The sequence below is a fragment of the Streptosporangium sp. NPDC049046 genome (assembly GCF_040649155.1).
Lineage (GTDB): Bacteria > Actinomycetota > Actinomycetes > Streptosporangiales > Streptosporangiaceae > Streptosporangium.
Genome location: NZ_JBEZEZ010000002.1, coordinates 26079 through 44744, shown reverse-complemented (window position 1 = coordinate 44744; position 18666 = coordinate 26079). Strand labels below are relative to the sequence as shown.

General features: G+C 68.2%; 22 protein-coding genes and 1 tRNA gene. 11 read left to right on the top strand and 12 right to left on the bottom strand.

What is annotated here, in order from left to right; translation table 11 throughout:
* Positions 1 to 50 precede the first annotated feature (50 nt).
* From AB0B96_RS02600 to AB0B96_RS02585, 4 genes are read left to right on the top strand one after another with little or no spacing between them, the layout of a single operon-like run.
* The gene (locus tag AB0B96_RS02600; protein WP_362895905.1) at positions 51 to 767 is read left to right on the top strand and encodes an ABC transporter ATP-binding protein; all 717 of its coding nucleotides are present in this window, start codon (positions 51 to 53) and stop codon (positions 765 to 767) included.
* Complete coding sequence (locus tag AB0B96_RS02595; protein ID WP_362895903.1) at positions 764 to 1486, top strand: ABC transporter permease; 723 nt, start codon at positions 764 to 766, stop codon at positions 1484 to 1486. Before AB0B96_RS02600 ends, AB0B96_RS02595 begins: the two co-directional genes overlap by 4 nt.
* Complete coding sequence (locus AB0B96_RS02590; RefSeq protein WP_362895899.1) at positions 1483 to 2802, top strand: sensor histidine kinase; 1320 nt, start codon at positions 1483 to 1485, stop codon at positions 2800 to 2802. The genes AB0B96_RS02595 and AB0B96_RS02590 overlap by 4 nt, the downstream gene beginning before the upstream one ends.
* Positions 2803 to 2817: 15 nt before the next feature.
* Entirely contained in the window at positions 2818 to 3444 is a 627-nt protein-coding gene (locus AB0B96_RS02585; RefSeq protein ID WP_362895897.1) for a response regulator transcription factor, read from the top strand.
* Here the strand turns inward: AB0B96_RS02585 and AB0B96_RS02580 are convergent.
* Positions 3436 to 3987: a hypothetical protein gene (locus AB0B96_RS02580; RefSeq protein WP_362895895.1), complete on the bottom strand. Its 552-nt coding sequence runs from the start codon at positions 3985 to 3987 to the stop codon at positions 3436 to 3438. The two genes, AB0B96_RS02585 and AB0B96_RS02580, sit on opposite strands and share 9 nt — an antisense overlap.
* Before the next feature lie 268 nt (positions 3988 to 4255).
* Between AB0B96_RS02580 and AB0B96_RS02575 the strand changes: the two genes are divergently transcribed.
* From AB0B96_RS02575 to AB0B96_RS02565, 3 genes are all read left to right on the top strand, one after another.
* Positions 4256 to 4522, top strand: a complete 267-nt coding sequence (locus tag AB0B96_RS02575; protein ID WP_362895893.1) for a hypothetical protein — start codon at positions 4256 to 4258, stop codon at positions 4520 to 4522.
* A gap of 218 nt (positions 4523 to 4740) precedes the next feature.
* Positions 4741 to 4866 (top strand): hypothetical protein, encoded by a 126-nt coding sequence (locus AB0B96_RS02570; protein ID WP_362895891.1) that lies wholly within the window; start codon positions 4741 to 4743, stop codon positions 4864 to 4866.
* A gap of 49 nt (positions 4867 to 4915) precedes the next feature.
* Positions 4916 to 5236 carry a hypothetical protein gene (locus AB0B96_RS02565; protein ID WP_362895889.1) on the top strand — a complete coding sequence of 107 codons (321 nt, stop codon included), beginning with the start codon at positions 4916 to 4918 and terminating at the stop codon, positions 5234 to 5236.
* A gap of 143 nt (positions 5237 to 5379) precedes the next feature.
* On the opposite strand, the gene AB0B96_RS02560 is transcribed toward AB0B96_RS02565, so the two are convergent.
* Positions 5380 to 5775, bottom strand: a complete 396-nt coding sequence (locus AB0B96_RS02560) for a VOC family protein (RefSeq protein WP_362503217.1) — start codon at positions 5773 to 5775, stop codon at positions 5380 to 5382.
* Positions 5776 to 6642: 867 nt separating this feature from the next.
* Here AB0B96_RS02560 and AB0B96_RS02555 point away from each other — a divergent pair.
* Both AB0B96_RS02555 and AB0B96_RS02550 read left to right on the top strand, forming a co-directional pair.
* Positions 6643 to 7938 carry a GAF domain-containing SpoIIE family protein phosphatase gene (locus AB0B96_RS02555; protein WP_362895887.1) on the top strand — a complete coding sequence of 432 codons (1296 nt, stop codon included), beginning with the start codon at positions 6643 to 6645 and terminating at the stop codon, positions 7936 to 7938.
* A gap of 253 nt (positions 7939 to 8191) precedes the next feature.
* Positions 8192 to 8431 (top strand): hypothetical protein, encoded by a 240-nt coding sequence (locus AB0B96_RS02550; protein WP_362895885.1) that lies wholly within the window; start codon positions 8192 to 8194, stop codon positions 8429 to 8431.
* 52 nt (positions 8432 to 8483) lie between these two features.
* Here the strand turns inward: AB0B96_RS02550 and AB0B96_RS02545 are convergent.
* From AB0B96_RS02545 to AB0B96_RS02530, 4 genes are all read right to left on the bottom strand, one after another.
* A tRNA-Thr gene (locus tag AB0B96_RS02545) sits at positions 8484 to 8556 on the bottom strand.
* A 72-nt stretch (positions 8557 to 8628) separates the two neighbouring features.
* Complete coding sequence (gene rlmB, locus AB0B96_RS02540) at positions 8629 to 9597, bottom strand: 23S rRNA (guanosine(2251)-2'-O)-methyltransferase RlmB (protein ID WP_362895883.1); 969 nt, start codon at positions 9595 to 9597, stop codon at positions 8629 to 8631.
* A gap of 23 nt (positions 9598 to 9620) precedes the next feature.
* Positions 9621 to 11018, bottom strand: a complete 1398-nt coding sequence (gene cysS, locus AB0B96_RS02535) for a cysteine--tRNA ligase (protein ID WP_350943167.1) — start codon at positions 11016 to 11018, stop codon at positions 9621 to 9623.
* A 103-nt stretch (positions 11019 to 11121) separates the two neighbouring features.
* The gene (locus AB0B96_RS02530) at positions 11122 to 11526 is read right to left on the bottom strand and encodes a PPOX class F420-dependent oxidoreductase (protein WP_350943166.1); all 405 of its coding nucleotides are present in this window, start codon (positions 11524 to 11526) and stop codon (positions 11122 to 11124) included.
* A gap of 82 nt (positions 11527 to 11608) precedes the next feature.
* Between AB0B96_RS02530 and AB0B96_RS02525 the strand changes: the two genes are divergently transcribed.
* A complete protein-coding gene (locus AB0B96_RS02525; protein ID WP_362895881.1) occupies positions 11609 to 13228 on the top strand; it encodes a DUF2637 domain-containing protein in 1620 nt (539 codons plus the stop codon).
* A gap of 612 nt (positions 13229 to 13840) precedes the next feature.
* Here the strand turns inward: AB0B96_RS02525 and AB0B96_RS02520 are convergent.
* The 4 genes from AB0B96_RS02520 to AB0B96_RS02505 form a co-directional block, all read right to left on the bottom strand.
* Complete coding sequence (locus tag AB0B96_RS02520; RefSeq protein WP_350943162.1) at positions 13841 to 14107, bottom strand: GlsB/YeaQ/YmgE family stress response membrane protein; 267 nt, start codon at positions 14105 to 14107, stop codon at positions 13841 to 13843.
* A gap of 92 nt (positions 14108 to 14199) precedes the next feature.
* A complete protein-coding gene (locus AB0B96_RS02515; protein ID WP_350943160.1) occupies positions 14200 to 14466 on the bottom strand; it encodes a GlsB/YeaQ/YmgE family stress response membrane protein in 267 nt (88 codons plus the stop codon).
* A 206-nt stretch (positions 14467 to 14672) separates the two neighbouring features.
* Positions 14673 to 15131: a 2-C-methyl-D-erythritol 2,4-cyclodiphosphate synthase gene (gene ispF / locus AB0B96_RS02510; RefSeq protein WP_350943159.1), complete on the bottom strand. Its 459-nt coding sequence runs from the start codon at positions 15129 to 15131 to the stop codon at positions 14673 to 14675.
* Positions 15132 to 15148: 17 nt separating this feature from the next.
* Positions 15149 to 15631, bottom strand: a complete 483-nt coding sequence (locus tag AB0B96_RS02505; protein ID WP_030924410.1) for a CarD family transcriptional regulator — start codon at positions 15629 to 15631, stop codon at positions 15149 to 15151.
* A gap of 261 nt (positions 15632 to 15892) precedes the next feature.
* On the opposite strand from AB0B96_RS02505, the gene AB0B96_RS02500 reads away from it, so the two are divergent.
* Positions 15893 to 16480: a copper chaperone PCu(A)C gene (locus tag AB0B96_RS02500; RefSeq protein WP_362895876.1), complete on the top strand. Its 588-nt coding sequence runs from the start codon at positions 15893 to 15895 to the stop codon at positions 16478 to 16480.
* 164 nt (positions 16481 to 16644) lie between these two features.
* On the opposite strand, the gene AB0B96_RS02495 is transcribed toward AB0B96_RS02500, so the two are convergent.
* Positions 16645 to 17334 (bottom strand): response regulator transcription factor, encoded by a 690-nt coding sequence (locus AB0B96_RS02495; protein ID WP_329089757.1) that lies wholly within the window; start codon positions 17332 to 17334, stop codon positions 16645 to 16647.
* Entirely contained in the window at positions 17331 to 18512 is a 1182-nt protein-coding gene (locus tag AB0B96_RS02490) for an ATP-binding protein (protein WP_350943564.1), read from the bottom strand. Before AB0B96_RS02490 ends, AB0B96_RS02495 begins: the two co-directional genes overlap by 4 nt.
* Positions 18513 to 18666 lie beyond the last annotated feature (154 nt).

Below are 18666 nucleotides of genomic sequence, written 5' to 3'. Positions count from 1 at the left end.
CAACCATCCGGTGGATTCCGAAGGGGCCGTCCACCGATGATTCTCGGAACATGACAGTCATCGAGATCGACGGCCTGAGGAAGAGCTACCGGGACGGCAAGGCGGTGGACGGCCTCTCCCTGAAGGTGGAGCACGGGGAGATCTTCGGAATCGCCGGCCCCAACGGAGCGGGAAAGACCACGACCGTGGAATGCGCGTCGGGACTGCGGCGACGGGACGGCGGCACCCTGCGCGTACTGGGGCTGGACCCCCAAGACGATCGGCGCGCGCTGCTGCAACGCGTCGGCGTCCAACTGCAGGAGGCCGCCCTGCCCGACGCGATCAAGGTCGGTGAGGCGCTGCGGATGTACGCCTCTTTCTACGACAGGCCCGCCGACTGGCGGAAACTCATGGACGAGTGGGGACTGGCGGACAAGAGGAGCACCCGCTTCGCGGGGCTGTCCGGCGGCTGGAAACAGCGGCTGTTCATCGCGCTGGCCCTGGTCGGCAACCCGGAGGTCGTCTTCCTCGACGAGCTGACCACGGGCCTGGACCCCTCCGCCCGCCGGATGACCTGGGGCCTGATCCGCGACATGCGCGAGCGCGGGGTCACCGTCGTTCTCGTCACCCATTTCATGGACGAGGCCGAGGCCCTGTGCGACCGCATCGCGATCATCGACCGGGGTCGCGTCGTCGCCGAGGGCGGCCCACACGAACTGATCGCGAAGGGGCGCTCCGATTCGCTGGAGAACGCGTACTTCGCCCTGACCCGAGGGGAGACGACGTGAAAGGCATCACGCGAGTCATCGCGGTCGAACTCAAACTGATCGTGCGTGATCCGATGTCGGGGTTCTTCGCCCTCGTCTTCCCAGCGATCATGCTGTGGGTCAAGACGCGTACCGGCAAGCCCCTTCCCGGCGGGCTGCCGGTCATCGACGCCACGGTGCCGATGCTGAGCGTCTTCGTCATCGGACTGGCCGGGCTGGTCGTCCTCCCTGCCACGCTGGCGCAGTACAGGGAACGCCGCGTCCTGAAGCGGCTGCGCGCCACTCCCGCCTCACCCGCGATGCTGTTCGGTGCCCAGTGGGCCGCTCACACGCTGGTGGCCGCGATCGGAACGGTGTTGTTGATCGCCATCGGACTGGCCGTTCTCGGACTGTCGGCGCCGGCCGACACCACGGGCTTCCTGCTGGCCTGGACACTCGGCGCGCTGAGCCTCGGCGCCATCGGCCTCTTCATCGGCGCTCTCGTCCCGAACGGCCGCGCCGCGACCGTGATCGGGCTGAGCGTGTTCTTCCCGATGGTCTTCCTCTCCGGCGCCATGATCCCCCGGGAGACCATGTCCGGCCCGATGCGCGCCATCGGCGACCTCACCCCGATGGCCCCCGTGGTCGAGGCGATCCGCGCCGCGTGGGAGGGCGATGCGATCGCCCCGGTCACCCTGGGGCTCATGGTGGCGACCGCCGTCGTCGCCGGCGGCATCGCCGTCAGGGCCTTCCGGTGGTGACCGGCGCCGACCTCGACACCTCACGCTGGGATCACGCCCGGCTCGCCCTGCCGTACGTGTTCCTGCTGCTTCCGACGGTCTTCTCCCTGCTGCGGGACTGGAGGCCGGAGGTGCTGGCACTCGCGGTGCTCGCCGGAGCCTGGCACTGGTTCATGGTGACCTCGCACCCCGCCTGGACCGAACGGCCGATCGCGATGGCCGTCTACTTCGCCGTGACGCTCGCCGTCATCGGGACGTTGATCGGAATCGACACGATGTTCACGGTGACAGGCGTGGGGGCGTTCATCCAGGCCTTCACCCTGCTGCCCGGCAGGTGGGCGTACGCGGGTGTGGCCGCGACGGCCGGTGTGCTGGTCACCGTCACCCCTCGCCCCGGACGCTCCCCGGCCGAGATGCTCTACGCCTTCCTCGTCGCGACGCTGGTCGCCTCCGCGATCGGCCTGCTGATTCGGATCGTCTCCGACCAGAACGACCAGCGCAAAGCGATGATCCTTCAGTTGAGGAAGACCGGCGCCGCACTCGCCGCGGTCGCGGAGGAGAACGCGGACCTGCAGGCCCGGCTCCTGACCAGCGCTCGTGAGGCCGGCGTGCTCGGGGAGCGGCAGCGGATGGCGAGGGAGATCCACGACACCATCGCGCAGGGCCTGACCGGCATCCTCACCCAGCTCGAAGCCGCCGACGACGCGCTCGACGACATACCGGCCGTCCGCGCGCGCCTGCACACGGCACGCACTCTGGCCAGGGAGAGCCTGAACGAGGCACGGCGATCGGTCCAGGGGTTGCGCCCGGCACCGCTGGACGAGGCTCAGCTCGCCACCGCCCTTCACGATGTCACCACCAAATGGTCACGAACCACCGGCAAACCCGCCTCCGTGTCGGTCACCGGAGACCCCCGGCCGCTGCACGCGGAGGTGGAGACCACCTTGCTGCGGGTGGCGCAGGAGGCGCTGGCCAACGTTTCGCGACACGCCGCCTCGGCCACCCGGGTCGGACTCACCCTGTCGTACATGGAGGATGTCGTGGTGCTGGACGTGCGCGACGACGGATGCGGCTTCACCCCGGGAACGGCGGACGGTTCGCTCCCAGGCGGTTTCGGCCTCATCGCGATGCGCCAGCGAGTCACCCGGCTGGCCGGTGAGTTCGTGATCGAGACGGCCCCCGGCCAGGGAACGGGCATCTCGGCGACCGTCCCCGCCATTCCTCCCGCCGACACGGACGCCGGCGCGGACGCAAACACGGACGCCGACGCGGGCCCCGGCTCGTTCGGCCACCACCGAAACCACGGAAACCACGGAAACCACGGAAACGCGGTCTGAGACATGCCGATTCGTATGATCATCGTCGATGACCACCCCGTCGTCCGCGACGGGCTGCGCGGGATCTTCACCGGCGACGACGCCTTCGAGGTCGTCGGCGAGGCGGCCGACGGACCGGAGGCCCTCGCCGTCGCGCTGCGGACGAGCCCCGATGTCGTGCTCATGGACCTGCGTATGCCGAAGATGAGCGGTGCCGAGATCATCCGCCGGTTGCGTGAACAGACGCCCGGCGTCCACGTGCTGGTCCTGACCACCTTCGACGACGACGCCGACGTCCTGCCCGCGATCGAGCAGGGCGCCACCGGTTACCTGCTCAAGGACACTCCGCGTGCCGAGTTGCGTGACGCCGTACGGGCGGCGGCCCGCGGCGAGACGGTGCTGTCCCCCTCGGTGGCCGGCGTGCTGGCGCACAGGGTGCGCACCCCGAGGCAACGGGTGCTGAGCCGCAGGGAGACCGAGGTGCTCGGCCTCATCACCCGTGGCGCGACCAACCGCGAGGTGGCCGCGAAACTGTTCATCACCGAGGCGACGGTGAAGACGCATCTGCTGCACATCTTCGCCAAACTCGGCGTCAACGACCGGGCGGCCGCGGTCGCGGCGGCCTACGAGACCGGCCTGCTCAAACCGGCCGTTTCAGAGTGAGCGTCGATTCCCGACTCCGAGGTTTCGCGACCGCTGGACGTCCGCCCGCGCCCGCCGAAGCTCACGCAGGAACCGAGCGGGAATCCTCCGGGAACCGCGACGTGCCGACGCCCGCTCCGCCGACCGCATATTGATCTTCCACAGGAAGTAGTGAACGAACTCGCCGACCGCGAACACATACAGCCCGACCCCGAGCAACAGACCTGGCAGGTCCTTCCCGACCCCGCGTACGACGATGCCGACGGACAGCACGACGGGAAACACCAGCAGAAGCACGACGTTGAAGACGTACAACGCCTGAAGGCCACGAAGCCGGATCTCAGGGCTGCCGCGCCTGGTACGGCGACCGCTCAACAGCCAGAACTTGACGAGCCAGTAGACGCCGCCCTCGACCAGGACGACCCCCAGCGTGAGCATCCCGGCCGGCGCATAGGGCCAGCCGTCCCCCGCCCACAGCCGCTGTCCCGGGTAGAGGTACATCCAGAGGAACAGCCCGAGGCTGACCAACTCCAGAAGGCCGGTCTCAAGGAGCCATCGGGTCATGCGCTGCCCGGCCCGAGGACCCGTCTGGCCGATTCCCAACCCCACTCCAACACTCGCCGACCGATTGCCACCCGGCACGCTACCGAACACCCACCCCGTGATCGCATAACCGGCCTTTAGCGAGAATCGGCACCACCTTCGCACCCGAGTGATCACTCCCAAGCCTGAGGCCTGATCGTCGACCTCCGGCGGAACCCACTCGCACACGAGGTCGTTGCATTCCTTGGTGACCCCGCTGGGGCAGCTCTCGTGAAGGAGTCGGACGATCATGAGCTTCTTTAAATCCAAGGACAAGGGACAGGAAATCACCGAGACCGTCGAGCAGGCTCGGCAGGCGCACGCGGAAGGACGCAAGGTCTTCGTGTCCCGCCTTCGGATCGACTACAGCGGTTCCGGGGCTTCCTCAAGCCCTGAGGCGGCCGATCTGATCGAGGGGATCGAACGTGAGGGGTGGGCGCTCAGTCACGTGTCGGAGAGCGTGTACGCGGACTCCGTCACCCAGATGACCTGCATCTTCCACCGCGGGCAGTCATAGGGCTCTGTGCGGTGGGGCGGCTGGGCGCGATGCGCGGGCAGCCCGATTCTCGCCACCGTCCGATGGCGTTCTTCCGCTCGGGCCGATCTACCAGCGCGTCGGCCACCACCGCGACAGGGTCATCACAGAGGTTCTGGGCGAGACGCCCAAGACGGCCATGAAGAAGTGCGGTGGCGATCGCGCGGCGCGTTCCACGCCTCGCGCTTTAAGGTGAGACCGTGAGCCGAGGGACGAATCCCGCCGACGCCGACCTGGCAGCGCTCGTCGGGATCGCCGGGATCTTGGTGGGCATCGCGATGAGCGTGGCGACCGCACCCGTCCCCGGGTCGCGCCCCCCGACGTGATCGCCTACGGTCTCGCGGCCGTCATCGGCGGCCACGCTGGAGGTATTCGATGATTCACCCTCCCGGCCCTCACCTCGTGCCCCGGCGTACCCCCCTCGACTCAGAGGAGAGAGCCCGGGCCGAGGCGAACTTCACTTCCCTGGTCGTTCAGAACCTCGTCACCAACGGGCGGTTCAGGATAACCGCCGACACTCCAGAGATGGTGGAGTTGTGGCAGGGGGTCGCCCGCCACGCGGGTGACATGCTCCAGCGGCCCGTGGTCAGCTACGCCAACGGCAGATACATCGTGATCACCTTCGACCAGGAGGAGACCCCGCCGTCCGGGACATCCGCCCGGCACACGAGCGACCACCGGACGTCGTCCACGTAGCCGATCCCCTTGACCGGTGGAAGGTCACGTCAACAGACCACCGACATCGATCGCGCGGTGGCTGATCACCGTCAACCGCTTCGGTGATCAGCCACCGCGCGATCGCGACCTGTACAGCTGTGATGGCTGCCCCATGGCCAGGGTCAGACCAGGCCCTGGTCGGTCCAGACGACGCCCTTGTTGCGGCACAGGCAGAAGGGGTGGCCGATCGGGTCGGTGTAGACCCGCCAGCCATAGCCGTTGGGGCCGATGAAGTCCTGCCGCAGCGTCGCGCCGAGGTCGAGGACGCGGCGCTGCTCGGACTCGATCTCGTCCACTTCGAAGTCGAGGTGGAACTGCTTGGGGTGCTCGCTGTCGGGCCACTGCGGAGCGCGGTAGTCGTCCACCCGGATGAAGGCCAGCTCGACCTCGCCGAACTTGATGCCGGCCCAGTTCTCGTCGCTGTCTTCCTTGATCGGGCGGCCTGTCACCTCAGAATAGAAGGCTGCCAGCTTCATCGTGTCCGGACAGTCGATGATGAAATCGGTGAGTTGCAGCATCCCGCGATCCTGCCACAGGTCAGGACCGCGCCACGGCCATCGTGGAGGCCCCGGGAAGGCACTCGAAGTAGCACGCAAGACGGCCACGAAGAAGACCAGGGGCACGCGGGTGGCACGAAAAGGCAAAAAGTCCGCTTAACGATCAAAGGGCCAGGTCACCGGATGCCGGTTGACCTGGCCCTTTGTCACGAGCCGACGAGGGGAATCGAACCCCTGACCTACAGTTTACAAGATCTCGGTACGCGACCCTGTGAGCTGCTGCGTTCCAGGTCAGAGATGGTTTTGCCTTGCCCTTGAGTCCCCGTGATTCCCCCTTGTTCACCCTCCTGACGGGCACGCAACGGGCACGGCCTGAGAACTCCGTGCGGACGCACGCACCTCACCTGCCTGATCTTCCCGTCTGCCTCGTCCCACCCCGGAGGGGCAACAGCCCGGGGACTGAGGATCAAGGCCGTCTTCGTGTGTACGTCAGCCGGTAGACGTTCCTCGGTCATTGGATGCCAACGGTCACAGACGGCCTTGATCCGGAGGCGTCGGGATGTTGGGCTTGCCTGGGACGTGGCAGGCGGGAAACTCAGGCCCTCCTCAACCATCTACGGCTCTCCGGACGTGCAACGTTGATCATCCCGGAGCCGAAGCGCCCCCGCCGGAGGCATGTTTTGAGGGTGCCTTGCCTTGGTCATCGCCATAGGGTCTACGGTGGATAGGGGTATCATTTATTCGAGGTCGCTGACTACAGTTTGATCATGTAGCGGCTTGCTCTGCCCTGCAGCACACGATCATTTGCCTTGGGTGGATACCCATTGGCTTTCGGTATCAGCAGTGCGGCTCCGGGTGACGCACCCGGAAGTAAAGGCGATCACGCACATGGCCTTTGAGATCCCCTCAGCGATATTCGACCCTAAGCGGCTGACGGCGGTGTGGGCTACTGGCCTGCTCGACACGGAGCCTGAGCCGTCGTTCGATGAGTTCGCTGGGCTGGCGGCAAGGGTGACCGGAGGACAACGGGCCTTTGTGACCTTGGTTGATGATCAGCGGTCGTTCTGGAAGAGCGCGATCGGGATGGGTGAGCTGCCGTTGGCGGCGCGGCAGAACGCGGTGCAAGACGGCCCGAGCCACATCTTGATCGCGACGAATGCGCCGTTGATCGTGGAGGATGCCGTTGCTGATCCTCGGGTGTGCGACCTGGCGGTGGTGAAGCGGCTGGGGATGGGTGCGTGGGCTGGATATCCCATTCATGGCCCGAACGGCGAGGTTCTGGGCGGGCTGTGCGTGGTGGACTCGGCCTCACGGGTGTGGTCGGACGCTGATGTGCAGACGCTGGCCACCTTGGCGCGGGCGGTATCGAGTGAGATTGGGCTTCGGGGTGCGCTGGCGCGTTCCGAGCGGCACGTGGTGAAGTTGCAGGCCGCGGGCAAGGTGTCTGCGGAGCTGGCTCGGACTCTTCAAGACAGTTTGTTGCCGCCGATGATGCCGAGGGTTCCCGGCTTGCAGGCTGCCGCGTCCTATATTCCGGCCGCCGGCGGGGTGAACGTGACCGGTGATTTCTATGACCTGTTTTTGGCGAGTGGTTCGCGCTGGTGCGCGGTCTTGGGCGATGTGTGCGGGCACGGCGTGGAAGCCGCCCAGATCACCGCTCTAGCGCGGTACACGGTGCGGGCCGATGCGCCTCATCATGTCTCGCCCAGCAAGGTGCTGGAGCAGTTGAATCAGGCGCTGCTGGCTCAGCAGGTCACCGAGCAGCGGTTCCTGACGGTGGTGTGCGCCATCTTCCGCCCTGACGAAAAAGGCGGGTTCACCGGGATGTTGTCCACGGCTGGACACCCCTCTGCCTTGGTGCGGCGGGCAGATGGCACGGTGGAGCCTTTGAAGACGCACGGCACCGTGCTGGGCATCGTGGAGGATGCGGGGCTTGAGAACGTGCGTTTCGACATGAGGCCCGGTGACACCTTGGTGTTGTACAGCGATGGCGTCACTGAGGCGCATCCGCCCACACAGTGGGACCTGTTCGGCGAGGAACGGCTGAGCACCTTGTTGTCAGGATGCCAAGGTCTTGACGCGGCTGGCATCGTCAAGCGGATCGGGGATGCCGCGCTTGAGTACAGCCAGGGGCACATGACCGATGACATGGCCATCCTGGCGCTTCGGGTTCCTTCTTTGTAGCTGGAGAGGACACGGCGTCACGGGCATGGGACATGAGCGCCTGCGCAGTGGCGTGGCCGGCGACAGCATGGCTCATGTTCGGCAAACTCCCGAGGTGTATCCGGCACGCACGGGCAGGCGGCTGTCTAAGGCGGTGGCGTGGCCTATGGGCGGCGCGTTGGATCGGTGCGGCGCGTGAGCGGTGCGGTGGACGGCCCGATTTCCGCCGCCGTTCGGGACCGGCGCCCACGCCGCACGCCCGGACGGCGGGCGGGTGGAGGGCCGAGCGGCGGCGCGCCGCGCCACCGCCTTGACCGGAGCGAGCCTCAAGGAGCTGATGTCCCGGATGGGGCACTCCTCCACGCGGGCGGCGTTGATCTACCAGCACGCCAGTCAGGACCGGGACAAGGCCATCGCCAAGGCGCTCGGGCAGGCGTTCAAACGGGCACGGGCGGGCGGGCCTGAGAAGCCATCGGGCACGCAACGGGCACAGAAGATCATAAAATTCCCCTGAACGGCGAAAGGCCAGGTCACCGGATACCGGTTGACCTGGCCTTTCACATGCGAGCCGACGAGGGGAATCGAACCCCTGACCTACAGTTTACAAGACTGTTGCTCTGCCGATTGAGCTACGTCGGCACGGTCGCCAGTCGAGTGTAGTCGGCTCACTCCCCGTACGTCACCGAGGTATGCCCCGCCGATTGCGAACCGTTAGGAACGGCGGTGGCGGGCGACCTCGTAGAGGGCGATGCCCGCGGCGACGCCGGCGTTGAGCGACTCGGCGGCGGCCCGCATCGGGATGCGGACGACCAGGTCACACGCCTCGCGGACCAGTCGGGACAGGCCCTTGCCCTCGGAGCCCACGACGACGACCAGCGGGCCGTCGAGGAGGTTGGCCTCGCCGATGTCGACCGTGCCCTCGCCGTCCAGGCCGATCACGAACAGGCCCGCCTCGCGGTACTCCCGCAGGGTGGCGGTGAGGTTGGCGGCGCGGGCGACCGGCAGGGTGGCCAGCGTGCCGGCCGAGGTCTTCCAGGCCCCGCCGGTGACCCCGGCCGAGCGGCGGGAGGGGATGACCAGACCGTGGGCGCCGAAGGCGGTGGCCGAGCGGGCGATGGCGCCCAGGTTGCGGGGGTCGGTGACGCTGTCGAGAGCGACGATCAGCGGGACCTCCGCGCCCTCCTGGGCGATGCGGACCAGGTCGTCGGGGTGTGCGTAGTCGTACGGGGGAATCTGCAGGGCGATGCCCTGGTGGATCCCCCCCTCGGTGAGACGATCGAGCTTCTCCCTGCCGACCTCCAGCATCGCGATGCCCCGGGCGGCGGCGATGCGGACCGATTCCTTGACGCGGTCGTCGTTGTCGATGCGCAGGGCCACATAGAGCGTGCTGGCCGGGACTCCGGCCCGCAACGCCTCCACGACGGGGTTGCGCCCGCCGATGTGCTCGGGCGCGTCGTCGCTGCGCCGGGTGCGAACCGGGGTGCGCGGGGAGGGAGACCTGCCGGTCCTCTCCTCGCGCTCGACCCGCTCGGTGCGCGCCTTGTCCTTGTGCCAGTGCCGCATGTGCGCCGGCGGGGTGGCTCCCCTGCCCTCCAAGCCTCGGCGGACGTTACCGCCCGTGCCCTTGGTCGGACTCTTCTTCTTCGCGGGTCGCCCGGACCCTTTACCCCCACCAGCCATGGTCTATAGCGTACGGCCTGGTTTCACCGCGAGAGTTCCCAGCGCGGGCCCTGAGGGGTGTCCTCGACGTGGATGCCCGCGTGGGAAAGCTGGTCACGGATGCTGTCGGCCGCCGAGAAGTCCTTGCGCGCCCGCGCCGCCTGCCGCTGCTCCAGCGCGACGGCGACCAGCGCGTCGACGGTCGCCCGCATGCCGGTCTCGCCGCCCGAGGAGCGCCACTGCTCCGAGCGCGGGTCGAGGCCGAGGACGTCGAGCATGTTCTGCGTCTCGGCGAGCAGCCTTGCGACCTGCTCCTTGTTGCCCTGGGCCAGCGCGACGTTGCCCTCGCGGACCACCTCGTGCACCACGGCGAGCGCCTGGGGGGTGCCCAGATCGTCGTCGAGGGCGTCGGAGAACGCCTGGGGAAGCGGCGCGTGCGCGTCGACGTCGTGGATGACCTCGGCCGCGCGGGTGACGAAGCCCTCGATCCGCTGATAGGCCGAGGCGGCCTCGAACAGCGCCTCCTCCGAGTATTCGATCGAGGATCGGTAGTGGGGTGCCGCCAGGTAGTAACGGAGCTCGACCGGGCGAACCTTCTTGGTGACCTCGGGGACGAGCAGGGAGTTGCCGAGCGACTTGCTCATCTTCTCCGCGCCGATCTTGAGCATGCCGTTGTGCATCCAGTAGCGGGCGAAGCCGTCGCCCGCCGCCTGGGACTGGGTCAGCTCGTTCTCGTGGTGCGGGAAGATCAGGTCGACGCCGCCGCCGTGGATGTCGAAGGTGGCGCCGAGATACTTGGTCGCCATGGCGGAGCACTCCAGGTGCCAGCCGGGACGGCCCCGGCCCCACGGGGTCGGCCAGGTCGGCTCCCCCGGCTTCTCGCCCTTCCAGAGCGCGAAGTCGCGCGGGTCTCGCTTGCAGGAGTCGGTCTCGGTGTCGCCCGCGGCCCGCATGTTCTGGAGCTTCTGGTTGGACAGCGAGCCGTACCGGTCGGCGTAGGACATGACGTCGAAGTAGACGTCACCGCCGGAGGCGTAGGCGTGACCGGCGGCGATCAGCCGGTCCATCAGCTCGATCATCTCGGGCACGTGACCGGTGGCACGCGGCTCGACGGTCGGGGGCAGGCAACCCAGCACCTCGTAGGCCCAGGTGAAGGCCCTCTGGTTACGCTCGGCGACGGCGAACCACGGCACGTTCTCGGCTGCGGCGACTCTAATGATCTTGTCGTCGATGTCGGTGACGTTGCGGCAGAAGGTCACCTCGTACCCAGACCTGATCATCCAGCGGCGGAGCACGTCGAAGTTGACGCCCGAGCGGATGTGCCCGATGTGCGGGGGAGCCTGCACGGTGGCACCACACAGGTAGATCGAGGCCCGGCCGGGTTCTACCGGGACGAATTCGCGGACGGTGCGTACGCTGGTGTCGTATAGCTGCAGGCTCACGAAGGCAAGGCTAATGCCTCACCTCGCCTCACAAACCGAGTTGCGGGACGTTGAAGACACTCAGCAGAGTGTTTTATGACCACTAGCGGTGAATGTCGCCCGACTAGTCCGTCGAAACAGCACCGTGATAGACCACGCGTTCAGGGACGATCCTGGCGATCAGCCTCTCCACCTCCGGCTTCTCCTCGACCCAGTCCTCACCGCGGTATTTGTGCGACATCTCCTGGATGAGCGCGCCATCGGGATCGTCGGCGAGGCTGACCGTCCCCCGCACCTCGACGTAGCGGTACGGGTCGGCGGGATCGAACACCACGATGGCCGTACGCGGGTCACGCGCGAAGTTGAGGCTCTTGCGCCTGCCCCTGATCGTCGAGAACACCACGTCGTTCCCGTCCGTCTTCACCCAGACGACGCTCGCCTGCGGGCTCCCGTCTTCGTTGAGACTCGTCACGGTCGCGAAGTTCGCGGCGTCGAACATCTCGCGTACGGAATCGGACAGTTCTGCCATTTCTTCGCCTCGATCGTTCTCTGTCGCCCTCGGAAAACTTCCCCGATCATGCTAGATGTCGATTCTGTAGGCTCAAAGAGCCATGGACGCCAAATCCCCCGGGGCGACGGGCTCGATGTCCCGCCCGTCCCCGCCCCCGCCACTGACCATCGCCGCCCCCGAGCCGAGCCGGGTGGCCGTCGCCCTGCGCCACGCCGGGATCGTCGTCACCGGAGTCGGCGTCGCCGCCCTCACCGCGGCGGCCTGCGTGCTCTCCTTCGAGGATCTACGGGCCCTCGCCGTCGCGGGCAGAGCGCCCGCCGACCTCGCGTACCTCTATCCCGCGGCCTTCGACGCCCTGCTCGTCATCGCGATGATCGGCGTACTGCTGCTGAGGGGCGGCTGGTGGCCGGTGCGGCTGCAGGCGGGCGTGATCCTGACGCTGCTGCTCGCCGGCGCGGTCGCCGCCGAGGTGGCCACCGCCATGCGGATGGTGGTGGACGAAGGGCGAGCGGCCGTCGTGGTCGCCGTCGCCCCCTGGGTGATGCTGATCCTGGCCCTGTGGCTCTGGCTCCTGCTGATCAAACACGCCGCCGCCCGGAGGGCCGCGGCCGACGCGGCCCTGTCCGGCCTGGCGTCCGAACGCGACATCGTGCCGTTCCCCGAGGCGAACCGGGCGGCCACCGAGCGTTCAGGCGCGCCCGACACCGGGGAACGGTGGCAGGGGCAGACCTCGCCCGCCCATCCTGAGCAGCCCGCCCGCCCCGACCGCGAAGGCCACCCGGGTCACGCAGGTCACCCTGGCCAGCTGGTGCACCACCCCGCGGCCGAGATCATGCTGGACCCGCACGCCGCGCCTCCCCTGGAGACCGCACCGCACCACGACCTTCCGGTGGGCGAGCCGGTGGTCGGCCCCACGGCGGCGCCGGAGACACCCGAGGTCGCCGACATCCCGCAGGCCCCTCAGGAGCCCGCGGCTCCCCGTCCCGGTAAGCCGATGCGCTGGGGCGACCTGGTCAGGCCCCGCCAGGGCGACCTGCTCGTCCATCCGCCCCGTCCCGCCGTACGGACACCGAGCGAGGAGCCGGAGAGCGAGGGCAGCGAGGGCAGCGAGGGCAGCGAGGGCAGCGAGGGCAGGGTCAGCGAGCGGGTGGAGACCTGGGACAGCGACGCCGACCTCCCACCTGAGCAGGCGCCGGGAACGGGCGGGACCGAGGAGACCGGTACGGCCGGGACCGGCCCGCGCACCACGGCACGGCGCGGCACGGCCAGGAGTGCGGCGAAGCCTTCGGGCACGGCGGCGGGCGGCAGCGGTACGGACGAGGAGAGCGATCGCGACGAGGACACCCAGCCGTTCCTCGCCGTGAAGGACCACGAGGGGGACCGGCAGGACCGTCCGGCGAATGCCGAGCCGAGGGCCGCGACGAGGACGACCGCGCGGAAATCCGCGGCGAAGGCCCCGGCGAAAGCCACCGAGAGGGCTACGAGGAAGGCCCGAGGGGCGAGCGCCGAGACGTCCGAGGAGACGGCCGTGCGGGCGCCTGTGGCGGCGCGAGAGGCGCGCACGAGCGGGAGAAGGGCCGGGGCGCCCGACCCCTCGCACGGCGCCGAGGCCGCCGAGGCAGGGGAGGAGGCCGCGGCGCGGTCCTACGATGACGAGAACGGCACCGCGGCACCGCCCTCCGGGCGGATGCGCAGCACGCCCGTGCCGCCGGGCGAGTGAGGAACAAGCAGGAACGGTTGGGAACAGGGACGGACGCGGGTCGCCTGTTCCGTACGCCCGTCGGGTCAGCTCCGGGGCCTGGGAGGAGCTGACCCGGTCTTCGGGCCGTCGGCTCGGCCGGATCTCCCCCGCGGAGATCGCCGAGCTCGGCTACGTGGTCGGCGTCGTCTTGGCCCCGCCGTACGCGCTGGAGACCCAGGCGTTCGAGAACCACGTCTTCGGACGGTGTCCGTTCAGGCCTCGCGGCCGGGCCGCGAGGCCTGAACTCACCCTTCGGACGGAACGAACGGCGCGGCCTTCGGCCAGGACCGCCGTTCGCCATCCGGTGTTGGACCGGCCCGCAGCTATTCGCTCACACATGTGTGAGCGGCGCCCCGCTGCGGACCGGCGCTTTGCTCCCCTCCGGGCCGTGTCCGGGATCGGCCGGAAGCCGGTCCGGCGCGTTGCCCCGAACCTGCCGGAAACGGCCGAGACCCGCTCGGCATGCCAGACGGAGCCGAGCGGGTCTTCTCCTGGAGCACGGTGACATCGTCGGCACCGTGAGCACCTCCGGACCGGAGGGGTCCAGTCGAGCCTCGGCGAGGTCACCGGGATCTTCACCCGGGTGTTCGCCTAAACCCTGGAACGCTTGAGACCGGCGACCAGACCGACACCGACGACAGCCAGACCCACCTGCATGACGAGCTCGATCCAGTCGATACCGCTCGTGGTGGCGACGCCGAGACCCTGGGCGATGGCGGTGCCGATGAGCGCGGCGATGATGCCGACGACAACGGTCAGGACCACTCCGATCGCCTGCCTACCGGGAAGCAGGAGGCGGCCGAGGGCTCCGATGATCGCGCCGATAACGATTGCCCCGAGAATGGATGCGATAGTCATTTCAACCTCCCAGTGAGGGTGAGACCTTCACTCTCATGGGGAGGTGGCTACCCCCTGGGTCACGGATATGCCTGTCGGCGGCAAAAAATCCGTCAGTGCGTCTTTCTCGCCTGCATCTGGACGACGAGGAGCACCCCCAGCACCGCGAGCGCCAGCTGGATGATGTGCTCCCACCAGTTGATCCCGCGCGTGTGGATCAGACCGAGCGCCCCGGCGATGGCGGTGCCGATAAGCGCGGCCACGATGCCGACGATGAGCGTCAGGCCGATGCTGATGTTCTGGCGTCCGGGAAGAATGAGTCGCGCCAGGGCGCCGATGATGGCGCCGATGATGATTGCGGAGACAATCGAGACGATCATGTCTGGCTCCCCCTGTTACGAGACACGGTCACCAAGGGGTTACCCAGAGCATTCACTGATCACGCTAAAGAAGCGATCACGCTGAAAAAAGGGGTGGCCCGTACCGCGCCAGGAAACGGGCCACCGCCTCGATATGGATCGACGAGCATTCCGCGCCGCTCGCCGGAACGTTTTCCGCGTTCCGTATAGGAGACGTCCGGCACCCGCTACAGGTTCACCACGATCGCGGTCGCGACGGCGGCCACCCCTTCACCTCGCCCGGTGAGGCCCAGCCCGTCGGTCGTGGTGGCGCTGACACTCACGGGAGCCCCCACGGCGGCACTGAGGGCCTTCTCGGCCTCGACACGCCGGGGAGCGAGCTTGGGACGGTTACCGATCACCTGGACGGCCACGTTGCCGATCTCGAAGCCCGCGGCGCGCACCTTGCGGGCGGTCTCCTCCAGCAGGGCCGCGCCCGAGGCACCGGACCACCGGGGGTCGGACGTGCCGAACAGACCGCCGAGGTCACCGAGACCCGCCGCGGAGAGCAGCGCGTCACAGGCGGCGTGGGCCGCGGCGTCACCGTCGGAGTGGCCGGCCAGGCCGGTCTCACCCGGCCAGTGCAGGCCCGCGAGGTGAAGCTCGCGACCGGAAGCGAACGGGTGGACGTCGACCCCGACGCCCACCCGTGGAAATGTCTTGTTCAGGAGTTGAGAACCTCGTCCAGCAGGGCCTCGGCCTTGTCCTCGTTGGTCTTCTCCGCGAGCGCGAGCTCGCTGACGAGGATCTGCCTGGCCTTCGCCAGCATTCTCTTCTCTCCCGCAGAGAGTCCGCGCTCCCTGTCTCGCCGCCACAGGTCGCGAACGACCTCGGCAACCTTGTTGACGTCACCGGACGCCAGCTTCTCAAGGTTCGCCTTGTAGCGTCGGGACCAGTTGGTGGGCTCTTCGGTGTGAGGCATTCGAAGCACGTCGAAAACGCGCTCAAGGCCCTCTTGTCCGACGACATCGCGAACACCCACGAGCTCTGCGTTGTCTGCCGGCACCTGGACGGTAAGGTCGCCCTTGTCGACCTTAAGAACCAGGTAGGTCCTTTCCTCACCCTTGATGGTTCGGGTCGTGATCGCCTCGATCCGAGCAGCCCCGTGGTGGGGGTAGACGACAGTGTCGCCGACCTGGAAAGTCATGTGACAAGTACCCCTTCCGCTGTACTCAAGAGTACCACGTATCCACAGCCTCCCGGAACAGTGAAATCACCATAACTGCAGGTCAAAGCCGCATCTTATGACTTGACAAGTGGCCAAGTGTATGAATCAGAGGGGCAAAAAGCGCTTATGACCTGCGTTCCCCGTCTTCGGATGATGAGGCGGGTCGGCGGGAAACCCGGTAAACGTCGCCGATAGGGTTGCCCTTGCCCTATCTCACGCGTGACAAGGAGAACTCGCACCGTGACCCGCAACATCCGCCACCGGGCGATCGTCGCCGCGGCGTTCCTCGCAGCCGCTTCGGCACTGGCCGGCTGCGGTGCCGGATCCGACGCGATCACCAACAAGCCCTACTCGCCGACCGAGGCCCTCACGGTCAAGGCGAACGGCATCGACATCTCCCAGGCCTTCTTCCTGGGGCCCGACTCGGGCGCGACGCTGCCGGAGGGTGCGGCCACCCCGCTCTACCTGTCGTTGATCAACACCAACGCGGGCTCCGACCAGCTCGTCGGTCTCGGCGTCGACCCCGCCCTCGGTACGGCGAAGGTGAGCGCGCCCGTGCCGCTCCCTCACAACCAGCGGGTGAACGTCGGCAAGCCGACCCCCACCATCCTGATCGAAGGGCTGAAGAAGCCACTCAGGGGCGGCGAGGGCGTCAAGGTGCAGCTGCAGTTCGCCAACGCCGGGATCGTGCAGCTCACGATCCCGGTGATCACCCGCAGCCGCGAGTTCACCGCCTACCCGGAGGCTCCCGGCGCCTCCGCGGCGCCCACGCCGTCGGCCACCCCCTCGGCCACCGCCACCGGCGAGGAGCACTCCTCCGGCCACTGATCGCCGTCCCGGTGAGGGCCTCCGGACACGCCGAGGGGCCGTACGGCGCGGGCACGCCGTACGGCCCCTCGGATCGTCCGGAGGCGAGCGATCACCCCGAGGCGGGCGTCGCGGAGTCCGTCGCCTTCGCGGAGGCGAACGGCGCCCCGAGGCCGTGGGGAGGCTCAGATCTCGGCGGGGTCGAACTTGTACCCCAGACCCCGGACGGTGAGAATGCAGCGCGGGTTGGACGGATCGGACTCGACCTTGGCCCGCAGCCGCTTGACGTGCACGTCCAGGGTCTTGGTGTCGCCCACGTAGTCGGCGCCCCAGACCCGGTCGATGAGCTGGCCCCGGGTGAGCACCCGCCCGGCGTTGCGCAGCAACACCTCCAGCAGCTCGAACTCCTTCAGCGGCAGCTGCACCGCCTCACCGCGTACGGCGACGATGTGGCGATCGACGTCCATCCTGACCGGACCGGCGGCCAGCACCGCCGACTCCAGCTCCTCCACGTCGCCCTGGCGGCGCAGCACCGCGCGGATACGGGCCACCAGTTCTCTGGAGGAGAAGGGCTTGGTGACGTAGTCGTCGGCTCCGAGCTCCAGCCCGACGACCTTGTCGATCTCGCTGTCCTTCGCGGTGAGCATGATGACGGGCACGTTGGAGCGCTGGCGGAGCGAGCGGCAGACCTCGGTGCCGGGCAGGCCGGGAAGCATCAGGTCGAGCAGCACCAGGTCGGCGCCGTTGCGGTCGAAGGTCTCCAGCGCTTCCGGCCCGGTGGCGGCCACGGCCACCTCGAAGCCTTCCTTGCGCAGCATGTACGACAGGGCGTCGGAGAACGATTCCTCGTCCTCGACAACGAGCACGCGGGTCACTGCGCGGCCTCCAGGGGGATCGTGGTCGTAGCTGGTTCCGTAACCGCCATGCCACCGAAGGCGGGCAGGCGGAGGGTGAATGTGGAACCGGAACCTTCCTTGCTCCACACCGTGACCGCCCCGTTGTGGGAGGCGGCCACGTGCTTGACGATGGCCAGGCCCAGGCCCGTGCCACCGGTCGCCCGCGAGCGTGCCGCGTCGACGCGGAAGAACCGTTCGAAGATCCGTTCCTGGGCGCTCTCGGGGATGCCGATCCCCTGGTCGCTCACGCTGATCTCGACGGATTCGGTGTTGGGGCCCGCCGCGCGGGCGCTGACCACGACCCGGGTGTGCTCGGGGCTGTAGGCGACCGCGTTGTCGATGAGGTTGCGCAGGGCGGTGACGAGAAGCTCGTCGTCGCCCCATATCCGCAGGCCCTCGACCCCGCCGGCGACGAGGGTGATGTCCTTGGCGGCCGCGGTGGTGTTGCAGCGGTCGATGGCCTCGTGGACCGCCTCGTCGATCAGGACCGGGCCGGGGGTGGGGATGGGCTCGGCGCCCTGGATGCGGGAGAGGGTGATGAGGTCCTGGACCAGGTAGGTGAGCCGGGCCGCCTCGTGTTGCATGCGCCCCGCGAAGCGGGTGACGGCCTCGGGGTCGTCGGCGGCGTCCTGGATGGTCTCGGCCAGCAGCGAGAGCGCACCCACCGGCGTCTTGAGCTCGTGGCTCACGTTGGCCACGAAGTCGCGGCGGACCGCCTCGACGCGGCGGTGCTCGGTCTGGTCCTCGGCGAGGACGAGCACCTGGCCGTGAGAGCCGAGCGGGGCGACCCGCACCGCGAAGCTGGTCGACTCCTGGCCGAACTTGTGGCCGGCCACCTCGATCTCGCTCTCGCGGATCTCGCCGTCCCTGCGCACCTTCCTGGCGAGCGCGAGCAACTCGGCCGCCATGAGGTGATCTCCTTTTACCAGGCCGAACGCGCGGGCCGCCGAGCTGGCGCGCAGCACGCGGTCCTCCTTGTCGAGCACGACCGCCGAGGACGGCAGCACGGCCAGCACCGAGGCGACCCCCTGGGGCAACGCGCCGGGCTCGACGCCGTAAACCGGTGTCATCGCTCTCCGCTGTCCGTGGTTCTGGCGGACGACCATCACGGCCAGCGCTCCCACGACGAAACCGGCCAGTGCGGCCAGGCTCGCCATCAGCTCACTCACGTGGTCCTCCCGTAGGCTTCACGTCCTCGATGGTAGGTCGGGGTTTTCCCGTTGGGGACGGCTAAAGGGGCATGACCACGGGCTTTCCCATAAAGTTCACTTTACGGTCGAGGTTCGTTCACCGTTACCGCCCTACCGTGAG

Excerpts from the sequence above, each read along its gene's own strand:
- rlmB (WP_362895883.1), bottom strand. The coding sequence starts at position 9,597 with ATGGCTGGTGGGGGTAAAGGGTCCGGGCGACCCGCGAAGAAGAAGAGT.
- AB0B96_RS02520 (WP_350943162.1), bottom strand. The coding sequence starts at position 14,107 with ATGACTATCGCATCCATTCTCGGGGCAATCGTTATCGGCGCGATCATC.
- AB0B96_RS02575 (WP_362895893.1), top strand. The coding sequence starts at position 4,256 with ATGAGCTTCTTTAAATCCAAGGACAAGGGACAGGAAATCACCGAGACC.
- AB0B96_RS02600 (WP_362895905.1), top strand. The coding sequence starts at position 51 with ATGACAGTCATCGAGATCGACGGCCTGAGGAAGAGCTACCGGGACGGC.
- AB0B96_RS02585 (WP_362895897.1), top strand. The coding sequence starts at position 2,818 with ATGATCATCGTCGATGACCACCCCGTCGTCCGCGACGGGCTGCGCGGG.
- AB0B96_RS02560 (WP_362503217.1), bottom strand. The coding sequence starts at position 5,775 with ATGCTGCAACTCACCGATTTCATCATCGACTGTCCGGACACGATGAAG.
- AB0B96_RS02565 (WP_362895889.1), top strand. The coding sequence starts at position 4,916 with ATGATTCACCCTCCCGGCCCTCACCTCGTGCCCCGGCGTACCCCCCTC.
- AB0B96_RS02530 (WP_350943166.1), bottom strand. The coding sequence starts at position 11,526 with ATGGCAGAACTGTCCGATTCCGTACGCGAGATGTTCGACGCCGCGAAC.
- AB0B96_RS02555 (WP_362895887.1), top strand. The coding sequence starts at position 6,643 with ATGGCCTTTGAGATCCCCTCAGCGATATTCGACCCTAAGCGGCTGACG.
- AB0B96_RS02525 (WP_362895881.1), top strand. The coding sequence starts at position 11,609 with ATGGACGCCAAATCCCCCGGGGCGACGGGCTCGATGTCCCGCCCGTCC.
- AB0B96_RS02490 (WP_350943564.1), bottom strand. The coding sequence starts at position 18,512 with ATGGCGAGCCTGGCCGCACTGGCCGGTTTCGTCGTGGGAGCGCTGGCC.
- AB0B96_RS02505 (WP_030924410.1), bottom strand. The coding sequence starts at position 15,631 with ATGACTTTCCAGGTCGGCGACACTGTCGTCTACCCCCACCACGGGGCT.
- AB0B96_RS02580 (WP_362895895.1), bottom strand. The coding sequence starts at position 3,987 with ATGACCCGATGGCTCCTTGAGACCGGCCTTCTGGAGTTGGTCAGCCTC.
- AB0B96_RS02515 (WP_350943160.1), bottom strand. The coding sequence starts at position 14,466 with ATGATCGTCTCGATTGTCTCCGCAATCATCATCGGCGCCATCATCGGC.